Source organism: Rubrivivax gelatinosus IL144, from assembly GCF_000284255.1.
In the GTDB taxonomy this organism is placed as follows: domain Bacteria; phylum Pseudomonadota; class Gammaproteobacteria; order Burkholderiales; family Burkholderiaceae_C; genus Rubrivivax; species Rubrivivax gelatinosus_A.
The window spans coordinates 3614410-3633669 of sequence record NC_017075.1; the positions used below are offsets into that span (position 1 = coordinate 3614410).

11 protein-coding genes are annotated in these 19260 nt (G+C 72.1%); 6 read left to right on the forward strand and 5 right to left on the reverse strand.

Going from position 1 to position 19260, the window contains the following annotated elements; all coding sequences use genetic code 11:
• Positions 1-132: 132 nt before the first annotated feature.
• Positions 133-2883: a DNA polymerase I gene (gene polA / locus RGE_RS16500; RefSeq protein WP_014429586.1), complete on the reverse strand. Its 2751-nt coding sequence runs from the start codon at positions 2881-2883 to the stop codon at positions 133-135.
• Positions 2884-2941: 58 nt separating this feature from the next.
• Here polA and RGE_RS16505 point away from each other — a divergent pair, with 58 nt between their 5' ends.
• Genes RGE_RS16505 through RGE_RS16515 form a run of 3 tightly spaced genes read left to right on the forward strand, consistent with a single transcriptional unit; the run spans position 2942 to position 5135 of the window.
• Positions 2942-3271 (forward strand): hypothetical protein, encoded by a 330-nt coding sequence (locus RGE_RS16505; RefSeq protein ID WP_050985644.1) that lies wholly within the window; start codon positions 2942-2944, stop codon positions 3269-3271.
• Between the two features lie 54 nt (positions 3272-3325).
• Positions 3326-4306, forward strand: a complete 981-nt coding sequence (locus tag RGE_RS16510; RefSeq protein ID WP_014429588.1) for a homoserine kinase — start codon at positions 3326-3328, stop codon at positions 4304-4306.
• 10 nt (positions 4307-4316) lie between these two features.
• Positions 4317-5135, forward strand: coding sequence for a BPSS1780 family membrane protein (locus RGE_RS16515; protein WP_014429589.1), 819 nt, complete (start codon positions 4317-4319; stop codon positions 5133-5135).
• 25 nt (positions 5136-5160) lie between these two features.
• Here the strand turns inward: RGE_RS16515 and RGE_RS16520 are convergent, their stop codons facing one another.
• Together RGE_RS16520 and RGE_RS16525 are read right to left on the reverse strand one after the other, a co-directional pair.
• Positions 5161-7515, reverse strand: coding sequence for a UvrD-helicase domain-containing protein (locus tag RGE_RS16520; protein WP_014429590.1), 2355 nt, complete (start codon positions 7513-7515; stop codon positions 5161-5163).
• 9 nt (positions 7516-7524) lie between these two features.
• Positions 7525-11178 (reverse strand): PAS domain-containing protein, encoded by a 3654-nt coding sequence (locus RGE_RS16525; RefSeq protein ID WP_014429591.1) that lies wholly within the window; start codon positions 11176-11178, stop codon positions 7525-7527.
• 235 nt (positions 11179-11413) lie between these two features.
• On the opposite strand from RGE_RS16525, the gene RGE_RS16530 reads away from it, so the two are divergent.
• Together RGE_RS16530 and RGE_RS16535 are read left to right on the forward strand one after the other, a co-directional pair.
• Positions 11414-12391, forward strand: coding sequence for a GMP reductase (locus tag RGE_RS16530; protein WP_014429592.1), 978 nt, complete (start codon positions 11414-11416; stop codon positions 12389-12391).
• A 1-nt stretch (position 12392) separates the two neighbouring features.
• On the forward strand, positions 12393-13994 hold the full coding sequence (locus RGE_RS16535; RefSeq protein ID WP_014429593.1) for a GGDEF domain-containing protein: 1602 nt from the start codon (positions 12393-12395) through the stop codon (positions 13992-13994).
• Between the two features lie 7 nt (positions 13995-14001).
• Here the strand turns inward: RGE_RS16535 and RGE_RS16540 are convergent, their stop codons facing one another.
• A complete protein-coding gene (locus RGE_RS16540) occupies positions 14002-15360 on the reverse strand; it encodes a S41 family peptidase (RefSeq protein WP_014429594.1) in 1359 nt (452 codons plus the stop codon).
• 110 nt (positions 15361-15470) lie between these two features.
• Here RGE_RS16540 and RGE_RS16545 point away from each other — a divergent pair, with 110 nt between their 5' ends.
• A complete protein-coding gene (locus RGE_RS16545; protein ID WP_014429595.1) occupies positions 15471-18305 on the forward strand; it encodes a valine--tRNA ligase in 2835 nt (944 codons plus the stop codon).
• Here the strand turns inward: RGE_RS16545 and RGE_RS16550 are convergent.
• On the reverse strand, positions 18247-19242 hold the full coding sequence (locus RGE_RS16550; RefSeq protein ID WP_014429596.1) for an NAD(P)-dependent oxidoreductase: 996 nt from the start codon (positions 19240-19242) through the stop codon (positions 18247-18249). The two genes, RGE_RS16545 and RGE_RS16550, sit on opposite strands and share 59 nt — an antisense overlap.
• Positions 19243-19260: the final 18 nt, after the last annotated feature.

A 19260-nucleotide genomic window follows, 5' to 3' on the forward strand; every position in this document is an offset into this window, starting at 1 on the left:
AACGATGTCAGCGAGCGCGCGCGGCCGAGAAGGCGTGCGCGATCAAGCTTCCCGCCACGGCCCGGCTTTGCCGGGCCGTCGGCGGACGGCCCCCTTGGGGGGTAGCGAGCGCTAGCGAGCTTGGGGGCTCACTCAGTGGGCTTCGTCCCAGTTGGCGCCGATGCCGACTTCGGCGACCAGCGGCACCTTCAGCGCCGCGACGCCGGCCATCAGGCGCGGGATCGCGTCCTTCGCCCAGTCGAGCTCGGCCTCGGGCACCTCGAGCACCAGTTCGTCGTGCACCTGCATGACCATGCGCGTCGCGCGGCGCTCGGCGTCCAGCGCCTGCTGCACGGCGATCATCGCCAGCTTGATCAGGTCGGCGGCCGTGCCCTGCATCGGCGCGTTGATCGCCTGGCGCTCGGCGCCGCTGCGCCGCGGGCCGTTGCCGGAGTTGATCTCCGGCAGCCAGAGCCGGCGGCCGAAGACCGTCTCGACGAAACCCTTCTCCTTGGCCCGCACCCGGGTCTCGTCCATGTAGCGCTTGACGCCGGCGAAACGCGCGAAGTAGCGGTCGATGTAGTCCTTGGCCGCCTTCTGCTCGATGCCGAGGTTGCTCGCCAGGCCGAAGGCGCCCATGCCGTAGATGAGGCCGAAGTTGATGACCTTGGCGTAGCGGCGCTGCTCGCTCGTCACCTCCTCCAGCGGCACGCCGAAGACCTCGCCGGCGGTCGCGCGGTGCACGTCGACGCCTTCGGAGAAGGCGCGCAGCAGGCCTTCGTCCTCGCTGATGTGGGCCATGATGCGCAGCTCGATCTGCGAGTAGTCGGCGCTCAGGATCACGTGCCCCGGCGGCGCGACGAAGGCGCGGCGCACGCGCCGGCCCTCGGGCGTGCGGATCGGGATGTTCTGCAGGTTGGGCTCGTTGCTCGCCAGCCGGCCGGTCACGGCCACCGCCTGCGCGTAGTTGGTGTGCACGCGGCCGGTGGCCGGGTTGACCATCAGCGGCAGCTTGTCGGTGTAGGTGCCCTTCAGCTTGGCCAGGCTGCGGTGCTCGAGGATGCGCGCCGGCAGCGGGTAGTCGGCGGCGAGTTCGGTCAGCACGTCCTCGTCGGTGCTCGGCGCGCCGCTGGCGGTGCGTTTCTTCACCGGCAGGCCCAGGTTGCCGAACAGGATCTCGCCGATCTGCTTGGGGCTGCCCAGGTTGAAGGGCTGCTCGGCGATCGCATAGACCTCCTGCTCCAGCGCGACCATGCGCTCGGCCAGATCGCGGCTCTGGCGCGCCAGCTCCTGCGGGTCGACGAGCACGCCGTGGCGCTCGATGCGCGCCAGCACCTCGGCCACCGGCATCTCGATGGCCTCGTAGACGTGGCGCAGCCCGGCGTCGGCCTCGATCTCGGGCCACAGCACCTGGTGCACGTGCAGCGCCATCTCGCTGTCCTCGGCCGAGTACTCGGTGGCGCGCGCGACGTCGACCTGGGCGAACGGGATCTGGTTCACGCCCTTGCCGCACAAGTCCTCGTAGGACAGGCCCTTGCGGCCGAGGTGGCGCTCGGCCAGGCTTTCGAGGCTGTGCGGCTTGTGCGCCTCGAGCACGTAGCTCTCGAGCATCGTGTCGTGGCGCACGCCGGCGAGCGCGATGCCGGTGTTGGCGAAGACGTGGCGGTCGTACTTCAGGTTCTGGCCGAGCTTGGCGCGCGAGGCGTCCTCCAGCCAGGGCTTCAGGCGCGCCAGCACGGCGTCCAGCGGCAGCTGCTCGGGCGCGTCGGGGCCGGCGTGCGCCAGTGGCACGTAGGCGCCGCGGCCGGGTTCGACGGCGAAGCTGATGCCGACGATGCGCGCCTTCATCGGCTCCAGCGAGTCGGTCTCGGTGTCGATCGCCACCAGCTCGGCGGCCTGCAGGCGCTCCAGCCAGGCGTCCAGGCGCTCCCAGCTGGCGATCGTCTCGTACTCGCGGGCGATCTCGACGGCCGGGGCGGCCGGCGCGGCGCCGGTCGAGGCCGCCGCGGCGGGCGCGTCGCCGCCCAGCCGGCCCTCCAGCTCGCGGCCCCAGGTTTTGAAGCCGTAACGGCGGTAGAAGTCCAGCAGCCCGGCCTCGTCGGCGGCGCGCAGCGCCAGCGCGTCCAGCGCCGGCCAGCCGGCGACGTGGGCCGCCAGATCGCAGTCGCAGGCCACGGTGACCAGGCGCCGGCCCTGCGGCAGCCAGTCCAGCGCACGGCGCAGGTTCTCGCCGGCCACGCCCTTGATCGTCGCCGCGGCGGCCATCACGCCGTCGAGCGAGCCGTGTTCGGCGATCCACTTCACGGCCGTCTTCGGGCCGACCTTCTCGACGCCCGGGATGTTGTCGACGGCGTCGCCGACCAGCGTCAGGTAGTCGACGATCTTCTCCGGCGGCACGCCGAACTTGGCCAGCACGCCGGCCGGGTCCAGCGTCTCGTTGCTCATCGTGTTGATCAGCGTGACGTGCTCGTCGACGAGCTGGGCCAGGTCCTTGTCGCCGGTGGAGACGACGACGCGGTGGCCGGCTCGCTTGGCGACACAGGCCAGCGTGCCGATCGCGTCGTCGGCCTCGATGCCGGGCACTTCCAGCACCGGCCAGCCGAGCAGGCGCACGACCTCGTGGATCGGCGCGATCTGCTGCACCAGCGGTTCGGGCATCGGCGCGCGCTGCGCCTTGTAGTCGGCGTACCAGTCGTCGCGGAAGGTCGGGCCCTTGGCGTCGAAGACGCAGACGGCGTGCTCGGCGGGCACCTGCTCGCGCAGGCGTTTCATCATCGCGACCATGCCGTGCAAGGCGCCGGTGGGGAAACCGTCGGGCGAACGCAGGTCGGGCAGCGCGTGGTAGGCGCGGTAGAGGTAGCTGGAGCCGTCGACCAGCAGCAGCGTGGGGCGGGAATCGTCCATTGCCCCATTGTCGGCCAGGCGAGCCGGCGGGCCCTGGCGGGCCGCCTAGAATCACGCCATGGCGCGACCGTCCCGTTTCCTCCTGCCGGCCCTGGCTCTCCTGGCCGTGGCCACCGGCGCTCCGGCGCAGACGGCGCTGCCGCCCGACGCTTCGGCCTCGGCCCCCGCGTCACGCGTGCCCGAAGCGGCCGTGCAGCGCCAGGTGTCCGAGGACGACAACGTGCGCATCGAGGAACTCAAGGTGCGCGGCCAGACGCAGAGCATCACCGTGCGCAGCAAGGTGCCGGGCGTGAAGCCCTACGAGATCGTGCCGTCCAGCGGCGCGCGCGATCCGTCGCAGCCCGGCGACCTGTCGGGCCAGCGCCTCTGGCACATGCTCTCGTTCTGACCGTGGGCACCGTGACGCACGCCGGCGCAGCAGCCGGCCACGCGGGAGCCTGAAGTGGCCGTCTACACCGAAGTCGGCTTCGCCGAAGCCGATGCCCTGCTCCGCCGCCTGGGCCTGGACGCGCTGACCGACCTGCGCGGCATCCGCTCGGGCATCGAGAACACCAACTACTACGCGACGACGGCGCGCGGCCAGTGGGTCGTGACGCTGTTCGAGCGCCTGTCGCGCGACGAGCTGCCCTACTACCTGGCGCTGATGCAGCACCTGGCGCAGCACGGCATCCCGGTGCCGGCGCCGCAGGCCGACGCCGACGGCGGCCTGCTGCACACGCTGGCCGGCAAGCCGGCGGCGGTGGTGACGCGGCTGCCGGGCAGCCACCGGCTCTCGCCCGAGGCGCCGCACTGCGCCCAGGTCGGCGAGATGCTGGCCCGCGCCCACCTCGCCGTCGCCGACCTGCCGGTCGAGCAGCCGCATCTGCGCGGCCTGGACTGGTGGGCGGCCACGGTGCCCGAGGTGCTGCCCTTTGTCGACGCCGCGCAGGCCGCGCTGCTGCAGGACGAACTCGCCTTCCAGCAACAGCTCGCGGCCTCGGCCGCCGGACGCTCGCTGCCGCGCGGCGCGATCCACGCCGACCTGTTCCGCGACAACGTGATGTTCGACGAGACCGCCGGCGAGGACCGCCTGTGCGGCTTCTTCGACTATTACTTCGCCGGCACCGACACGCTGCTGTTCGACATCGCCGTCTGCCTCAACGACTGGTGCGCCGACCTGACGACCGCCAGCCTCGACGAGGAACGTGCGCTCGCCTTCATGGCCGCCTACCAGGCGGTGCGCCCGCTCACGCACGCCGAGATCCGGCTGATGCCGGGCCTGCTGCGCGCCGCGGCCTTGCGCTTCTGGCTGTCGCGGCTGCGCGACTGGCACCTGCCGCGGGACGCCGCGCTGCTGCAGCCCAAGGACCCGGCGCATTTCGAACGCCTGCTGCGCGACCGCATCGACAACCCGTGGCACCCGCCGGCCACGCCCAGCCCCTGAGTCCCCCAGCATGCCGCTGCAACTGAAGACGGTGGAACCGGCGCGCGGCGCGCGCTGGCTGCGCGACGCCTTCGCGCTCTACGCCCGCCGCCCGCTGGCCTTCACGGCGCTGTTCGCCGTGTTCCTGTTCGCCGCGCTCGCGGTGTCGCTGGTGCCCATCCTCGGCGGCGTGCTGCAGATGATGTCGCTGCCGATGCTGTCGCTGGGCTTCATGGTCGCGTCGCAGTCGGCGCTGCTCGGCGGGCCGGTGACGCCGGCGCAGTTCATCGAGCCGCTGAAGGGCGACGCCAAGCGCCGCACCTCGCTGCTGGTGCTGTGCGCGCTGTACGGGCTGTGCGCGATCGGCATCCTCGTCGCCTGCGACCTGGTCTCCGGCGGCGCGATGCAGCGCCTGCAGGCGCTGATGGCCCAGGGCAACGTGCCGCAGGAGGAACTGGACGCGCTGATGGACGAACCCGGCGTCACCGCCGCGGCCTTCCTCGGCCTGGTGCTGGGCTCGCTGCTGTCGGTGCCGTTCTGGCACGCGCCGGCACTGGTGCACTGGGGCCGCCAGGGCGTCGCGCAGTCGCTGTTCTCCAGCACGCTGGCGGTCTGGCGCTGCAAGGGCGCGTTCCTCGTCTACGGCCTGGCCTGGTTCGTCGTCGCGACGGTCTTCGGCATCGTCGCGGCGCTGGTCTTCTCGCTGCTCGGCGCGCACAGCGCGGCCTCGATGCTGGCGCTGCCGGCCGGCCTGCTGTTCTCGACCGTGTTCTACGTCTCGCTGCTGTTCACCTTCAACGACAGCTTCGGCGGCGCCGACGCGGTGCGGCCGCCGGTCGAGCCGGTCTGAGACCGCCCCGCCGGCACCCTGCCGGTCACTCGATCGGCGTCAGCTTGGCCATCGCCAGCAGCAGCCACTTGACGCCGTGGCGGCCGAAGCGCACCTGGGCGCGGGCGTCCTCGCCGCTGCCTTCGAGCGTGACGACCACGCCCTCGCCGAACTTGGTGTGGAACACCGCCTGGCCGGTGCGCAGCGGCGCCTGGCCGGCCGGCGCGGGCGGCGCCTTGGGCGTGAACGGCACCGGCTGCTGCCAGGGCTCGGCGCGCTCGACGCGCCCGGCGCCGACGATGCCCGACAGCCCCTGGCCGCGGTCCCAGGCCTGGCGGTACTCGCGCGCGTAGCCCGAGCCGAAGCCCTGCTGGCGCGGCGTCAGCCACTTCAGCGCGCCTTCGGGCAGCTCGTCGAAGAAGCGGCTCTTGACGTTGTAGCGCGTCTGGCCGTGCAGCATGCGCGTCTGGCTGAAGCTCAGGTACAGGCGCTTCCTGGCGCGCGTGATCGCGACGTACATCAGCCGCCGCTCCTCCTCGACGCCGTCGGCGTCGGACAGCGACTGCTCGTGCGGGAACAGGCCTTCCTCGATGCCGGTGATGAACACGGCGTCGAACTCCAGCCCCTTGGCCGAGTGCACCGTCATCAGCTGCACGGCGTCGGTGCCGGCCTGGGCCTGGTTGTCGCCGGCCTCCAGCGAGGCGTGCGTCAGGAAGGCCGCCAGCGGCGAGACGATCTCGCCGGTCTCGGCGTCGGGCGCGGGCAGCGGCGCCTCGCCGCCGCCGGCCAGCGTGCCGGGGCCGTGCTCGTCCAGCGGCAGCGCCACCGCGTCCTTGCCGAAACCTTCCTGGGTCACGAAGCTCTCGGCGGCGTTGACCAGTTCCTGCAGGTTCTCGATGCGGTCCTGGCCTTCCTTCTCGGTGCGGTAGAAGTCCAGCAGCCCGCTCTCGTGCACGACGTGCTCGATGATCTCGCGCAGCGTCAGCCCCTGGGTGGCGCTGCGCATCGCGTCGAGCTTGTGCACGAAGCCCTGCAGGTTGATGCCGGCCTTGCCCGGCACCGCGCCGACGCTCTGCGCCAGGCTGCGGCCGCTGGCGCGCGCCGCGTCCTGCAGCTGCTCGATCGAACGCGCGCCGATGCCGCGCGCCGGGAAGTTCACGACGCGCAGGAAGCTGGTGTCGTCGTCGAGGTTCTCCAGCAGCCGCAGATAGGCCAGCGCGTGCTTGACCTCGGCGCGCTCGAAGAAGCGCAGGCCGCCGTAGACGCGGTACGGAATGCCGGCGTTGAACAGCGCGCTCTCGATGACCCGGCTCTGCGCGTTGCTGCGGTAGAGCACGGCGATCTCGCTGCGCGCCAGGCCGCCGCGGTGCAGCTCGCGCGCTTCCTCCAGCAGCCACTGGGCCTCGGCGTAGTCGCTGGGCGCCTCCTGCACGCGGATCGGCTCGCCGGGGCCGGCGTCGGTGCGCAGGTTCTTGCCCAGGCGCTGCGAGTTGTGCGCGATCAGCGCGTTGGCGGCGTCGAGGATGTTGCCGAACGAGCGGTAGTTCTGCTCGAGCTTGATGACGCTCTTGACGCGGTACTCGCGCTCGAAGTCGGCCATGTTGCCGACGCGCGCGCCGCGGAAGGCGTAGATGCTCTGGTCGTCGTCGCCGACGGCGAACACGCCCTGGCCCTGGGCGCCCGGCGGCGCGAACATCTTCAGCCAGGCGTACTGCAGCCGGTTGGTGTCCTGGAACTCGTCGACGAGCACATGGCCGAAGCGGCGGCGGTAGTGCTCGCGCAGCGCGTCGTCGTCGCGCAGCAGCTCGTAGCTGCGCAGCATCAGCTCGGCGAAATCGACCACGCCTTCACGCCGGCACTGCTCCTCGTAGGCCTCGTAGACCTGCACGAGCTTGCGCGTGTGCTCGTCGAAGGCCTCGACGGCGGCCGGCCGGCGGCCCTCTTCCTTCTGCCCGGCGATGAACCACGCCACCTGCTTGGGCACGAAGCGCTCCTCGTCGAGGTTCATCGCCTTGACGACACGCTTGACGGCCGAGAGCTGGTCGGCGCTGTCGAGGATCTGGAAGCTCTGCGGCAGCCCTGCGGCCTTCCAGTGCGCGCGCAGCAGGCGGTTGCACAGGCCGTGGAAGGTGCCGATCCACATGCCGCGCACGGCAAACGGCAGCATCGTGCCCAGCCGCGTCAGCATCTCCTTGGCGGCCTTGTTGGTGAAGGTGACGGCGAGCACGCCGCCCGGCGAGACCTGGTTGGTGGCCAGCAGCCAGGCGATGCGCGTGGTCAGCACGCGCGTCTTGCCGGAGCCGGCACCGGCAAGGATCAGCGCCGGTTCGGCCGGCAGCGTGACGGCGGCGAGCTGTTCGGGATTCAGGTTGCGCAGCAGCTGCGCGTCTTGGAGATGCATCCCGGGATTCTAGGAGCCGCCCCCTTCGGCCAGCACCGCGGCCAGCGCCGGCGCCAGGCGTTCGTAGGCGTCCTCCTTGGGCACGACGACGCGCACGCCGACCGCCGCGGCCTGGGCGTGCAGCGCGTCGTCGACGAAACCCGAGCACAGCAGCACCGGCAGCCGCGGCGCCGCCTCGGCGATGCGGCGCGCCAGCTCGATGCCCGAGGTGTCGGGCATGTTGTGGTCGGTGACGACGGCGTCGAAGGCGGTCGGCGAGCGCTCCAGCAGCGCCAGCGCCTCGCGGCCCGAGTCGCAGACCTGCACCCGGTATCCGGCGCGGCGCAGCAGCTGGCCGTGCACCGCGGCGACGATCGGGTCGTCGTCGACGAGCAGCACGTGCGCGCCCGACGCCACCGGCCGCGGTGCCGCCGTCTCGCCGGCCGCCGGCGGTGGTGCCGGCTCGGGCGCCTCGGGCGACGGCAGGTAGACGTGGAAGGTGCTGCCCTGGCCGGGCCGGCTGTCGACGCGGATCGCGCCGCCATGCGCCTGCACGATGCCGTGCACCACCGACAGGCCCAGCCCGGTGCCCTTGCCCACCGGCTTGGTCGTGTAGAAGGGCTCGAAGATGCGCGACATGACCTCGGGCGCGATGCCGTGGCCGTCGTCGCGCACCCAGAGGTGGGCGACAGGCCCCTCGGCCAGCGCCGGCTCGCCCAGCGCCCGCACCTGCGTGGCATCGAGGCGCTCGAGCCCGACTTCCACGCGGCCGCCGGTCACCGGCAGCGCGTGCCAGGCGTTGGTCGCCAGGTTCAGCAGCACCTGCTGCAGCTGGGTGCCGTCGACGCGCACGGCGACCGGTTCGGCCGGCAGCACGGCCAGCAGCTGCACGCCCGGCGGCACCATCGCGCGCAGCATGCCCAGCGTCTCCTCGACCACCGGCGCCGCCGGCTGGGTCGTCATCGCGCCGGTCTCGCCGCGGCTGAACTCGAGGATCTTGCGCACCAGCGCCACCGCGCGCAGGCCGGCCTGCATCGCCTGGTCCAGGTGCTCGTGCACCGGGCGCGAGGCGGCCGCGTCCTCGCGCGCCAGCGTCAGCCGGCCGAGGATGCCGGCGAGGATGTTGTTGAAGTCGTGCGCGATGCCGCCGGCCAGCGTGCCGATGGCCTCCATCTTCTGCGTGTCGCGCAGCCGGCGCTCCAGGCGCTCGGCCTCGCGCCGCGCGGTGATGTCGGCGAAGGCGACGACGATCGACTCGAGCCGGCCGTCGCCGTCGTGCAGCGGCACGGCGTTGCACAGCGCCCAGAGCTGGCGGCCGTCGGGGCGGCGCAGGCCGAGCACGATGTCGGCGATGCGCCGTCCGCCGCGCCGCGCGCGCATCGCCGGCAGCTCGTCCTGGGCCAGCGGCTGGCCGTGTTCGTCGACGACCTCCCAGTCCTCGGCGCTGCGTGCCAGCAGGGCCTGCAGGTTCGCGGCGCCGAGCATCTGCAGCGCCGCGGCGTTGGCTTCGCGCACCGACAGGTCGGGCTCGTGCACGACGACCCCGGTCATCAGGTTGTCCAGCAGCACGCGCAGGCGGCGCTCGCTGGCGCGCAGCGCCTCCTCGGTGCGCTTGAGCTCGCCGATGTCGAAGGTGACCGCGAAATGGCCGACGACGCGGCCCTCGGCGTCGCGGTCGGGCAGCAGCGTCACGAAGGCGTGGCGCTGCACGCCGTCGGTGGTCTTCAGCGGCAGGTCGAAACGCACGACCTCGCCGTTGCGCACGCGGCGCAGATACGGCAGGCCGAGCTGGTGCAGCGGCTCGCCCAGCACCTCGCTGATCGTGCGCCCGACGACGGTCGCAGGGTCCAGCCCGAACCACTCGCGGTAGGCGGCGCTGGCGAAGCGGTAGCGCCCTTGCAGGTCCAGCCGGGCCACCGGGCCCGGCAAGGCGTCGGTGATGCCGGCCAGCAGCCGCTCGCGCTCGCGCAGCGCCTGGCGCGCGACGTAGCGCTCGGTGACGTCGCTGAAGACCAGCACGACGCCGGCGATGTCGCCGTCGTCGCCCGGGATCGGCGCGGCGCTGTCCTCGATGAACAGGCGCCGGCCGTCGCGCGCCAGCAGCGCGGTGTCGTTGGCCAGCTCGACGATGCGGCCGGTGGCGATGACCTGCTCGGCCGGGTTGGGCACCGTCTCGCCGCTGCGCTGGTTGACGATGCGAAAGACCTCGACGAGCGGCCGGCCCAGCGCCTGCACCTCGGGCCAGCCGGTCAGGCGTTCGGCGGTCGTGTTCATGCGCGTGACGCGGGCTTCGCGGTCGGTGACGATGACGCCGTCGCCGATCGAACGCAGCGTGATCGCCAGCCGGCGCTCGCTGGCCGCCAGCGCCTGCTGCTCGCGCATGCGCTTGTCGATGTCCAGCAGCGTCCCGCTCATGCGCAGCGGCCGGCCGTCGGGGGCGCGCTGCAGCACCTTGCCACGATCGAGCACCCAGATCCAGCGGCCGTCGGCATGGCGCAGGCGGTAGATCACCTCGTAGGCCGGGCTGCGGCCGTCCAGGTGGCGCTGCTCGGCGGCGATGACGGTGTCGCGGTCGTCGGGGTGCAGGCGCTCCAGCCAGACGGCGCGCATGTCGCGGCCGTCGGGCGGCGGCAGGCCGAGGATCTCGCACCAGCGGGTGTTGACCGTGCCGTGGTCCAGGCGCCAGTCGTTGTCCCACAGCCCCAGGTCGGCGCCGCGCAGCGCCAGCTCCAGCCGTTCGCTCTCGACACGCAGGCGGTCCATCGCCTCGCGCTGGCGGCGCTGCATCAGCGCCAGGCCGAAGGCGGCGACCAGCGACACCGCGAGGAAGCCGGCCACCACCAGCAGCGTCTGCGTGCGCCAGGGTTCGAGCACCGCGTCGACGTTGCGGCTGGTGGCGAACTCGATGTTGCCGTCCAGCGGCAGCCGCGGCGCGCCCAGCGTGGCCAGCGCGAACAGGCGGTCGTCGGTCGACAGCGCGCTGTGGGCGCGCTGCACGCTGGTGTCGCGCCCGCTGCGCCGATGGGCGACGAAAGCCGGGCTGCTGCGCGTCAGGTCGACCGAGGCCGGATCGGCGACCGGCGGCTCCGACAGCAGCAGCCGGCCGCTGCCGTGAGCCAGCGCGACGCGCATGTCCGAGGCGTAGCGCACGGCACCGAAGACGGCGCGCGCGTGCGCCGTGTCCAGCTCGGTCGCCAGCCAGCCGCCGTCGGGCATGGCCAGCAGCATCAGCAGCCGGCGGCGGCCGAGTTCGTCCTGGTCGGGCGGACGCAGGTACAGCAGTTCCGGCCGCTGCGTGTCCGGCAGCGGGCCGATGCGGCTGCCGGGCGGCATCGCGCGGCTGGCGGCGACGACGCGGCCGCCGGCATCCAGCCGCAGCACGTCGCCGATGACCGGCGTCGAGCCGGCGAAGGCACGCAGGCGCTCGGATCCCCCGCCGGGCGAGGCGACGAGCGAGCTGCGCAGCGTGTCCAGCGCCAGGCGTGCGGCGTCGACCTGCAGCGCCAGCACCTGGCGCACCGCGACCGCCTGATCGGCCAGGCGGTCGCCTTCCGCGGCCAGGGCATCGTCGCGCGCGCGCAGCCTCGCCCAGCCGAGCGCCAGGGCCACGGCCAGCAAGAGCAGTGCGAGTGCGAGACGCTCCTGTCGCAGCCGCTGGTTCAGCGCGTCGAGGGCGTTGTTCATGTGCAATCCGACCCGTCCCCGGCCGGTCGCTCTGTGACGTCGCAGCGTAACACGGGGTGACCGCGCCGGGCGGCCGGCCAAGTCCAGCCGACGCGCTTGCCGGGCGCCGCTGCGTACAATCGGTCACCGGACTCGATTTCTTGCGTCCGGCACACCGGCCGCCATTCCAGGACGCGCCCGCCGCCGGCGCCCTGCAGCCGGGTCCATCGCCTCTCACGGATCACGGAGCCCGGCCATGGAAATCTTCGACTACGACAACATCCTGCTGCTGCCGCGCAAATGCCGCGTCGAAAGCCGCAGCGAATGCGACCCCTCGATCGTCTTCGGCGGACGCCGTTTCAATCTGCCGGTGGTGCCGGCGAACATGAAGACGGTGCTCGACGAGACGATCGCCGAGATGCTCGCCGCGTCCGGCCACTTCTACGTCATGCACCGCTTCGACCTCGACAGCGTCGAGTTCGCGCGCCGCATGCGCGACAAGGGCCTGTTCGTGTCGATCAGCTCGGGCGTCAAGCCGCACGACCACGAGACCATCGACCGCCTGGCGGCCGACGGCGTCGGCGCCGACTACATCACGATCGACATCGCCCACGGCCACGCCGAAAGCGTGCGCAAGACGATCGAGCACATCAAGACGCGGCTGCCGCAGGCCTTCGTCATCGCCGGCAACGTCGCCACGCCCGAGGCCGTCATCGACCTCGAGAACTGGGGCGCCGACGCGACCAAGGTCGGCGTCGGCCCGGGCAAGGTCTGCATCACCAAGCTGAAGACCGGCTTCGGCACCGGCGGCTGGCAGCTGTCGGCGCTGAAGTGGTGCGCGCGCGTGGCGACCAAGCCCATCATCGCCGACGGCGGCATCCGCCACCACGGCGACATCGCCAAGAGTGTGCGCTTCGGCGCGACGATGGTGATGATCGGCTCGCTGTTCGCCGGCCACGAGGAGAGCCCGGGCCAGACCGTCGAGGTCGACGGCAAGCTCTACAAGGAGTACTACGGCTCGGCCAGCGACTTCAACAAGGGCGAGTACAAGCACGTCGAGGGCAAGCGCATCCTCGAGCCGATCAAGGGCCGCCTGGCCGACACGCTGCGCGAGATGCGCGAGGACCTGCAGAGCTCGATCAGCTACGCCGGCGGGCGCGCACTGGCCGACCTGAAGAAGGTCAACTACGTGATCCTCGGCGGCGAGAACGCCGGCGAACACCTGTTCATGTGACGTGAACACCCCGGCCGCCCAGGACAGCCCCGAAGCGGCCGCCCGCGAGGCCGGCGCGCTGCTCGCGGAGGCCGAGAAGCTCTACTACACCCAGCCGGCGCAGACGCTGCGCCTGGCCGACGAAGCGCTGGCGCTGTCGGCGGCGCTGCCGATGGCGACGCTGGCCACGGCGCGGCGCGTGCGCGGCCTGGGGCTCAGTTTCCTCGGCCGCCACGCCGAGGCGCTGGACGAGCTGCAGGCCGCGCGCGGCCTCGTGCCCGCCGGCGAACTGCTGCTCGAATGCCAGGTGCTGCGCGCGCTGTCCATCGCCTGCGACGAGGCCGGCGTGCTCGACGCGGCGCTGGACTGGGGCACGCAGGCGGCCGCGGTCGCGCGCACGCTGGCCGACCCGCTGCAGCTCGCCGGCACGCTGCTGAGCATCGGCGTCGTGCTGTCCAAGGGCGGCGATCCGGAAGCCGGCCTAGTGCAGTACCGCGAAGCGCTGGCGCTCTACGAGAGGGCCGGCGACCCCGCGCGCAGCGTGCACGTGCTCAACAACATGGGCATCAACTGCAAGAACCTCGGCCGGCACGAAGAGGCCTTGCAGCACCTGCAGCACGCCATCGAGATCGACGGCCGCCAGCCCGCGCCCGGCGGCGCCCAGGTCATCGCCCGGCTCAACACCGTCGAGCCGCTGCTCGCGCTGGCCCGCCGCGACGAGGCGCGTGCCGCGCTGGCCGAGGTGGTGCCGCGCGCCCAGGCCGTCGGCTACCCGAACGCCGAGTGTTTCGCGCTCGTGCTGCAGGGCGAGCTGCTGGCCGCCGACGGCGACGATGCCGGCGCCTGCCGCTCGCTGGAGCGGGCGGTCGCGATCGCGCTCGAACGCGGCAGCCGCCAGCACGTCGCACGCGCGCACAAGGCCTTGTGGGGGCTGCACAAGGCCGCCGGCCGCTACGAAGCCGCGCTGCGGCACCACGAGGCTCTGCACGAAGCCGAGCGGGCGCAGTTCAACGAGGAGTCGGACCGCAAGCTGCGCGCGCTGCAGGTGCAGTACGACCTGGCCCGCGCGCGCCACGACGCGGCGATGGCGCGGCTGGAGAGCGCGCGCCTGGCCGAGCAGACGCGCACCGACCCGCTGACCGGCGTCGCCAACCGCCGCCAGCTCGACGAACGCCTGCGCGACGAGTACGCACGCGCGGCACGCCACGGCCACGCGCTGGCTGTGGCGATGATCGACATCGACGACTTCAAGCGCATCAACGACCGCCACGGCCACGCCGCCGGCGACGCCGTGCTGCGCGAGATCGCGACGCTGCTGCGCGCGCACTGCCGCGACATCGACCTCGTCGCCCGCTACGGCGGCGAGGAGTTCTGCGTCGTCTTCGTCGAGGCGTCGGCCAAGGACGCGCTGCGCGCCTGCGAGGCGATGCGCGCGGCCGTCGAGGCCCACGACTGGCCGGCCGTGGCCGCCGACCTGCAGCGCGTGACGCTGTCGATGGGCCTGGCCGAACGCGAGGAGGCCGACGGCCGCCAGGCGCTGCTGGCCGCCGCCGACGCCCGGCTCTACGAAGCCAAACGGAACGGCAAGAACCGCGTCGTGCCCGAGCTGCAGGCGACGGCCTGAAAGCGCGTCAGCGCCCGATCATCCCGCGGCGCTCGTCGGGCTCGGGCGCATGCCAGCCGCCGCGGCGCAGCGACTGCACGCGCGCCGTGGCGCTGGCCGGGCAGCCGCCGGTGTCGGCGTAGGTGGCCGCCGCCGCCAGCAGCGGCTCGCCGGCACCGCCCAGCGCCCGCGTGAAGTCCTCGGCCACCGCGCAGGTCGGCGCGAAGCCGTCGAAGTAGCGGCCTTCGTTGCGCGCGTTGACCGACTCGAAGTTGACGACGCTGTAGACGCTGCCGCAGCCGTCGTCCTGGGGCAGGAAACCGACCGGCTTGCCGCAGGTCGTGTCGCCGATCGCGACGACGTCGATGCCGACGCCGCGCAGGCCGTTGATGACCTGCTCGCTGGCCGAGCAGGTGCGCGGCCCGACGAGCACGAAGACGCGCGAGACGCCCGCCGCCGACGCCGGGCTCTGGAACTTGAAGCTCTCGTTCTGGTCCTGGTGGCGGTCGTTGTAGAGCAGCCTGGCGTAGGTCTGCCCCGACTTGGCGGCCCCGGCGACGTAGGACGCGACCGTGGTGCCCACCGACACCAGGCCGCCGCCGTTGTAGCGCAGGTCGAGCACGACGTCGTTCACGCCGGCCGCGGCGAAGGACGCGAAGGCCTGCGCCAGCGGCGTGTTGACCTGCGAGATCATGTCCTTGACGACGACGTAGCCCAGCTTGCGCCCGCCGGTGGTGGTCAGCGTCGTCGTCACCGGCACCGGCGTCAGCGCGTACTCGGTGGCCTTGACGCTGACGTTGCGCGTCGCGCCGTCGCGGCGCAGCACCAGCGCCAGCGTGTCGCCGACGGCGTTGGCCGTCAGCACCGAGAAGCTGCCGTCGCTGATCAGCGATGCGGCACTGATGCCGTTGATCGAGACGATCTCGTCGCCGCGCACGACGCCCTGCGCCGCGGCATCCGAGCCGGCCTCGACGGCACGCACGTACAGCGGCCGGTCGGGCTGGCCGTCGACCTCGAGGCCGGCGACCGACAGGCCGTAGCCCATCGTGCGGCCCTCGCCCCAGAAGCGGTTGAAGTCCTCGGTGCTGTCGTCATAGCTCCAGCGGTCGGCCGGGAAGTCGGCGCTGGTGCCGGTGTACAGCAGCGCGTCGAAGTAGCTCTGCACCGTCGTGTAGCCGGCCGGGTCGGGGCGCGGCGAGAGCTGGTACCAGAAGTACCAGTCGGCCATGTAGTCGCGCAGCCAGACCTGGCGCGAGCGCACGCTGCAGTCCAGGGCCCCGCCATCGTCGGAGCCACCGCTGCCGCCGCAGGCGGCGAGCACCGCCGGCAGCAGCGCCAGCGCGGCGCGGCGAAGGACCGAAGACAGCGGACGGGCGGCATGGCTCATGGGCGGGATCTCCTGCGAGGGCGGCAACCTACAATCCCGATCTTCCCCCAATCGTCCGCCCGCGTGCGCGCTGCCGTGCGCGCCGCGGCGTCCTTCCGCCGACGAGCCCCATGCCCGAACTCGCCAAGTCGTTCGAACCCGCTGCCATCGAAGCCCGCTGGGCCCCGATCTGGGAGGCCAGCGGCGCGCACGCGCCCACGCTGGACCCGTCCAAGCCCTCGTTCTGCATCCAGTTGCCGCCGCCCAACGTCACCGGCACGCTGCACATGGGGCACGCGTTCAACCAGACGATCATGGACTCGCTGACGCGCTACCACCGGATGCGCGGCGACAACACGCTCTGGGTGCCCGGCACCGACCACGCCGGCATCGCCACGCAGATCGTCGTCGAGCGCCAGCTGCAGGAAGCCGGCCAGTCGCGCCACGAACTGGGCCGCAAGAACTTCGTCGCCCGCGTCTGGGACTGGAAGAACAGCTCGGGCGCGACGATCACGCGCCAGATGCGCCGCCTGGGCGACAGCGTCAGCTGGGACCACGAGTACTTCACGATGGACGACAAGCTCTCGCGCGTCGTCACCGAGACCTTCGTGCGCCTCTATGACGAAGGCCTGATCTACCGCGGCCAGCGCCTGGTGAGCTGGGACCCGGTGCTGCAGTCGGCGGTCTCCGACCTGGAGGTCGCCAGCGAAGAGGAAGACGGTTTCCTCTGGCACATCCGCTACCCGCTGGAAGACGGCTCGGGCAGCCTGGTCGTCGCGACGACGCGGCCCGAGACCATGCTCGGCGACACCGCGGTGATGGTGCACCCCGAGGACGAGCGCTACACGGCGCTGATCGGCAAGCGCGTCAAGCTGCCGCTGACCGAACGCACGATCCCGGTCATCGCCGACGCTTATGTCGACCGCGAGTTCGGCACCGGCGTCGTCAAGGTGACGCCGGCGCACGACGCCAACGACTGGGCCGTCGGCCAGCGCCACGGCCTGCCGTCGATCGGCGTGCTGACGCTCAAGGCGACGATCAACGACAACGCGCCCGAGGCCTACCGCGGCCTGGACCGCTTCGAGGCGCGCAAGCGCGTCGTCGCCGACCTCGACGCGCTCGGCCTGCTGGTCGAGACCAAGAAGCACCGCCTGATGGTGCCGCGCTGCGAACGCACCGGCCAGATCGTCGAGCCGATGCTGACCGACCAGTGGTTCGTCGCCGTCAACAAGCCCGGCGCCGACGGCAAGAGCATCGCTGCCAAGGCGATCGACGCCGTGTCCTCGGGCCAGGTGCGCTTCGTTCCGGAACAGTGGGTCAACACCTACAACCACTGGATGAACAACATCCAGGACTGGTGCATCAGCCGCCAGCTCTGGTGGGGCCACCAGATCCCGGCCTGGTACGGCACGGGCGGCGAGCTGTTCGTCGCGCGCAGCGAGGAAGAAGCACGCGAGCGCGCCGTGGCCGCCGGCTACACCGGTGAGCTCAAGCGCGACGAGGACGTGCTCGACACCTGGTACTCGTCGGCGCTGGTGCCGTTCTCGACGCTGGGCTGGCCCGAGAAGACCGTCGAGCAGGACCTGTTCCTGCCGTCGTCGGTGCTCGTGACCGGTTTCGACATCATCTTCTTCTGGGTCGCCCGGATGATCATGATGACGACGCACTTCACCGGCAAGGTGCCGTTCCGCGACGTCTACATCCACGGCCTGGTGCGCGACGCGCAAGGCAAGAAGATGAGCAAGAGCGAAGGCAACGTGCTCGACCCGGTCGACCTGATCGACGGCATCGAGCTGCCGGCGCTGCTGGACAAACGCACCACCGGTCTGCGCCGCCCCGAGACCGCGCCGCGCGTGCGCAAGGAGACCGAGAAGGAGTTCCCGGCCGGCATCCCCGGCTTCGGCGCCGACGCGCTGCGCTTCACGATGGCGAGCTACGCCAGCCTGGGGCGCAACATCAACTTCGACTCCAAGCGCTGCGAGGGCTACCGCAACTTCTGCAACAAGCTCTGGAACGCCACGCGTTTCGTGCTGATGAACTGCGAAGGCCAGGACTGCGGCATCGGCGAGCAGGCCGACGCGGCCTGCGCCAGCGGCAGCTGCAGCGAGTACATGACGTTCTCGCCGGCCGACCGCTGGATCGTCGGCGAGCTGCAGCGTGTCGAGCAGGCGGTGGCCCAGGGCTTCGCCGAGTACCGCCTGGACAACGTCGCCAACGCGATCTACGCCTTCGTCTGGGACGAGTACTGCGACTGGTACCTCGAGATCGCCAAGGTGCAGATCGCCAACGGCGCCGCCGCCGCCCAGCGCGCGACGCGGCGCACGCTGATCCGCGTGCTCGAGACCGTGCTGCGCCTGATGCACCCGATCGCGCCCTTCATCACCGCCGAGCTGTGGGACACCGTGGCGCCGGTCGCCGGCCGCAAGGTGGCCGACTCGGTCGCCGGCGCGCCCTACCCGGTCGCCCAGCCGGAGAAGATCGACGCCGCGGCCGACGAATGGGTCGCGCGGCTGAAGGCCATCGTCGGCGTGACGCGCAACCTGCGCAGCGAGATGAACCTCTCGCCCGGCGAGCGCGTGCCGCTGGTGGCCTATGGCGACGCAGGCTTCGTCGAGGCCGCCGCGCCGCTGCTGAAGGCGCTGGCCCGCCTGGCCGAGGTGCGCGTGCCGGCCGACGAAGCGGCGTTCGCCGCCGCGACGCAGACCGCGCCGGTGGCGCTGGCCGGCGGCCTGCGCCTGGCGCTGCACGTCGAGATCGACGTCGAGGCCGAACTCGCCCGCCTGGGCAAGGAGATCACGCGCCTCGAAGGCGAAGTGACCAAGGCTCGCGCCAAGCTGGCCAACGAGAGCTTCGTCGCGCGCGCGCCGGCGGCCGTGGTCGAGCAGGAGAAGGCGCGCCTGGACGGCTTCACGCAGGCTCTGGACCGCCTGCAAGCCCAACGAGCGAGGCTGGCACCGTCTCGGTGAACGCCACCTGGGGGTCCGAGACCCCCAGCAGCGCGTCCAGCCGCCGCACCAGCGCCCAGGCCCCGCGCGCACGCGCCTCGCGTGTCGACGGGGCCAGGCGCGGCGTCACGTGCAGCGTGTCGACGTTCCACAGCGGCCGCCCGGGCTCCAGCCAGTCAGGTTCCAGGCGATCGAACCAGGCCGCGGCCATGCGGCCGGTCTTGAGCGTCGCGGCCAGCGCCGCCTCGTCGAACACCGCGGCCGGCGACAGGCACACGAGCACCTGATCGGGCTTGCAGCCTTCGAGCAGCCGCTCGCCGAGCAGGCCGTGGTAGCGCGAGTAATACGCCAGCAGCACCACCACGACGTCGCAGGTCTCGAACAGCTCGGCCAGCGGCACCGGGCGGATGCCGGCCTGGCGCCAGGCGATGTCCGAGGCATGCAGCGCCGGGTCGTAACCGACGACGCGCGCGCCGAAGTTGCCCGCCAGCTGCGACAGCAGCCGCGCCGTCGGCGACATGCCGACGATGCCCACCGTCGACGACGACAGCTCGCGCCCGACGTAGACGCCGTGGCCTTCGTGCACCGGGATGCGCCGCAGCAGCTGCAGGATGGCGGCGGTGGCGAACTCGGCCTCGGCCACCGAGCCGGCACCCGCCGGCTGCACGACGGCGATGCCGGCACTCTCGCAGGCCACGAGGTCGATCGTGCCGGGCCCGCCGTCGAGACGACCGACGGCGCGCAGCGAGGGCGCGCCCAGCAGCGTGCGCGCATCCATCCGCATCGTGCCCGGCACGACGACGGCTCGCGTTTCGGCCAGCCGTTCCTCGAAGCGGCGAGGGTCGGTCACGAGCGAAGGTTCGACGTGAACCGCACGCCGCTTGCCCAGCCAGTCGAGCGCCCGCTGCTCCAGCGGCTCGACGATCAGCACGTCCATGCAGGAAACAGGCACTGACATGGGCCTGTTTCGGCGCAT

Bases quoted from the DNA above. Each gene is read 5' to 3' on its own strand.
- RGE_RS16515 (WP_014429589.1), top strand. From the start codon at position 4,317: ATGCCGCTGCAACTGAAGACGGTGGAACCGGCGCGCGGCGCGCGCTGG.
- RGE_RS16545 (WP_014429595.1), top strand. From the start codon at position 15,471: ATGCCCGAACTCGCCAAGTCGTTCGAACCCGCTGCCATCGAAGCCCGC.
- RGE_RS16530 (WP_014429592.1), top strand. From the start codon at position 11,414: ATGGAAATCTTCGACTACGACAACATCCTGCTGCTGCCGCGCAAATGC.
- RGE_RS16520 (WP_014429590.1), bottom strand. From the start codon at position 7,515: ATGCATCTCCAAGACGCGCAGCTGCTGCGCAACCTGAATCCCGAACAG.
- RGE_RS16540 (WP_014429594.1), bottom strand. From the start codon at position 15,360: ATGAGCCATGCCGCCCGTCCGCTGTCTTCGGTCCTTCGCCGCGCCGCG.
- RGE_RS16505 (WP_050985644.1), top strand. From the start codon at position 2,942: ATGGCGCGACCGTCCCGTTTCCTCCTGCCGGCCCTGGCTCTCCTGGCC.
- RGE_RS16550 (WP_014429596.1), bottom strand. From the start codon at position 19,242: ATGTCAGTGCCTGTTTCCTGCATGGACGTGCTGATCGTCGAGCCGCTG.
- RGE_RS16525 (WP_014429591.1), bottom strand. From the start codon at position 11,178: ATGAACAACGCCCTCGACGCGCTGAACCAGCGGCTGCGACAGGAGCGT.
- polA (WP_014429586.1), bottom strand. From the start codon at position 2,883: ATGGACGATTCCCGCCCCACGCTGCTGCTGGTCGACGGCTCCAGCTAC.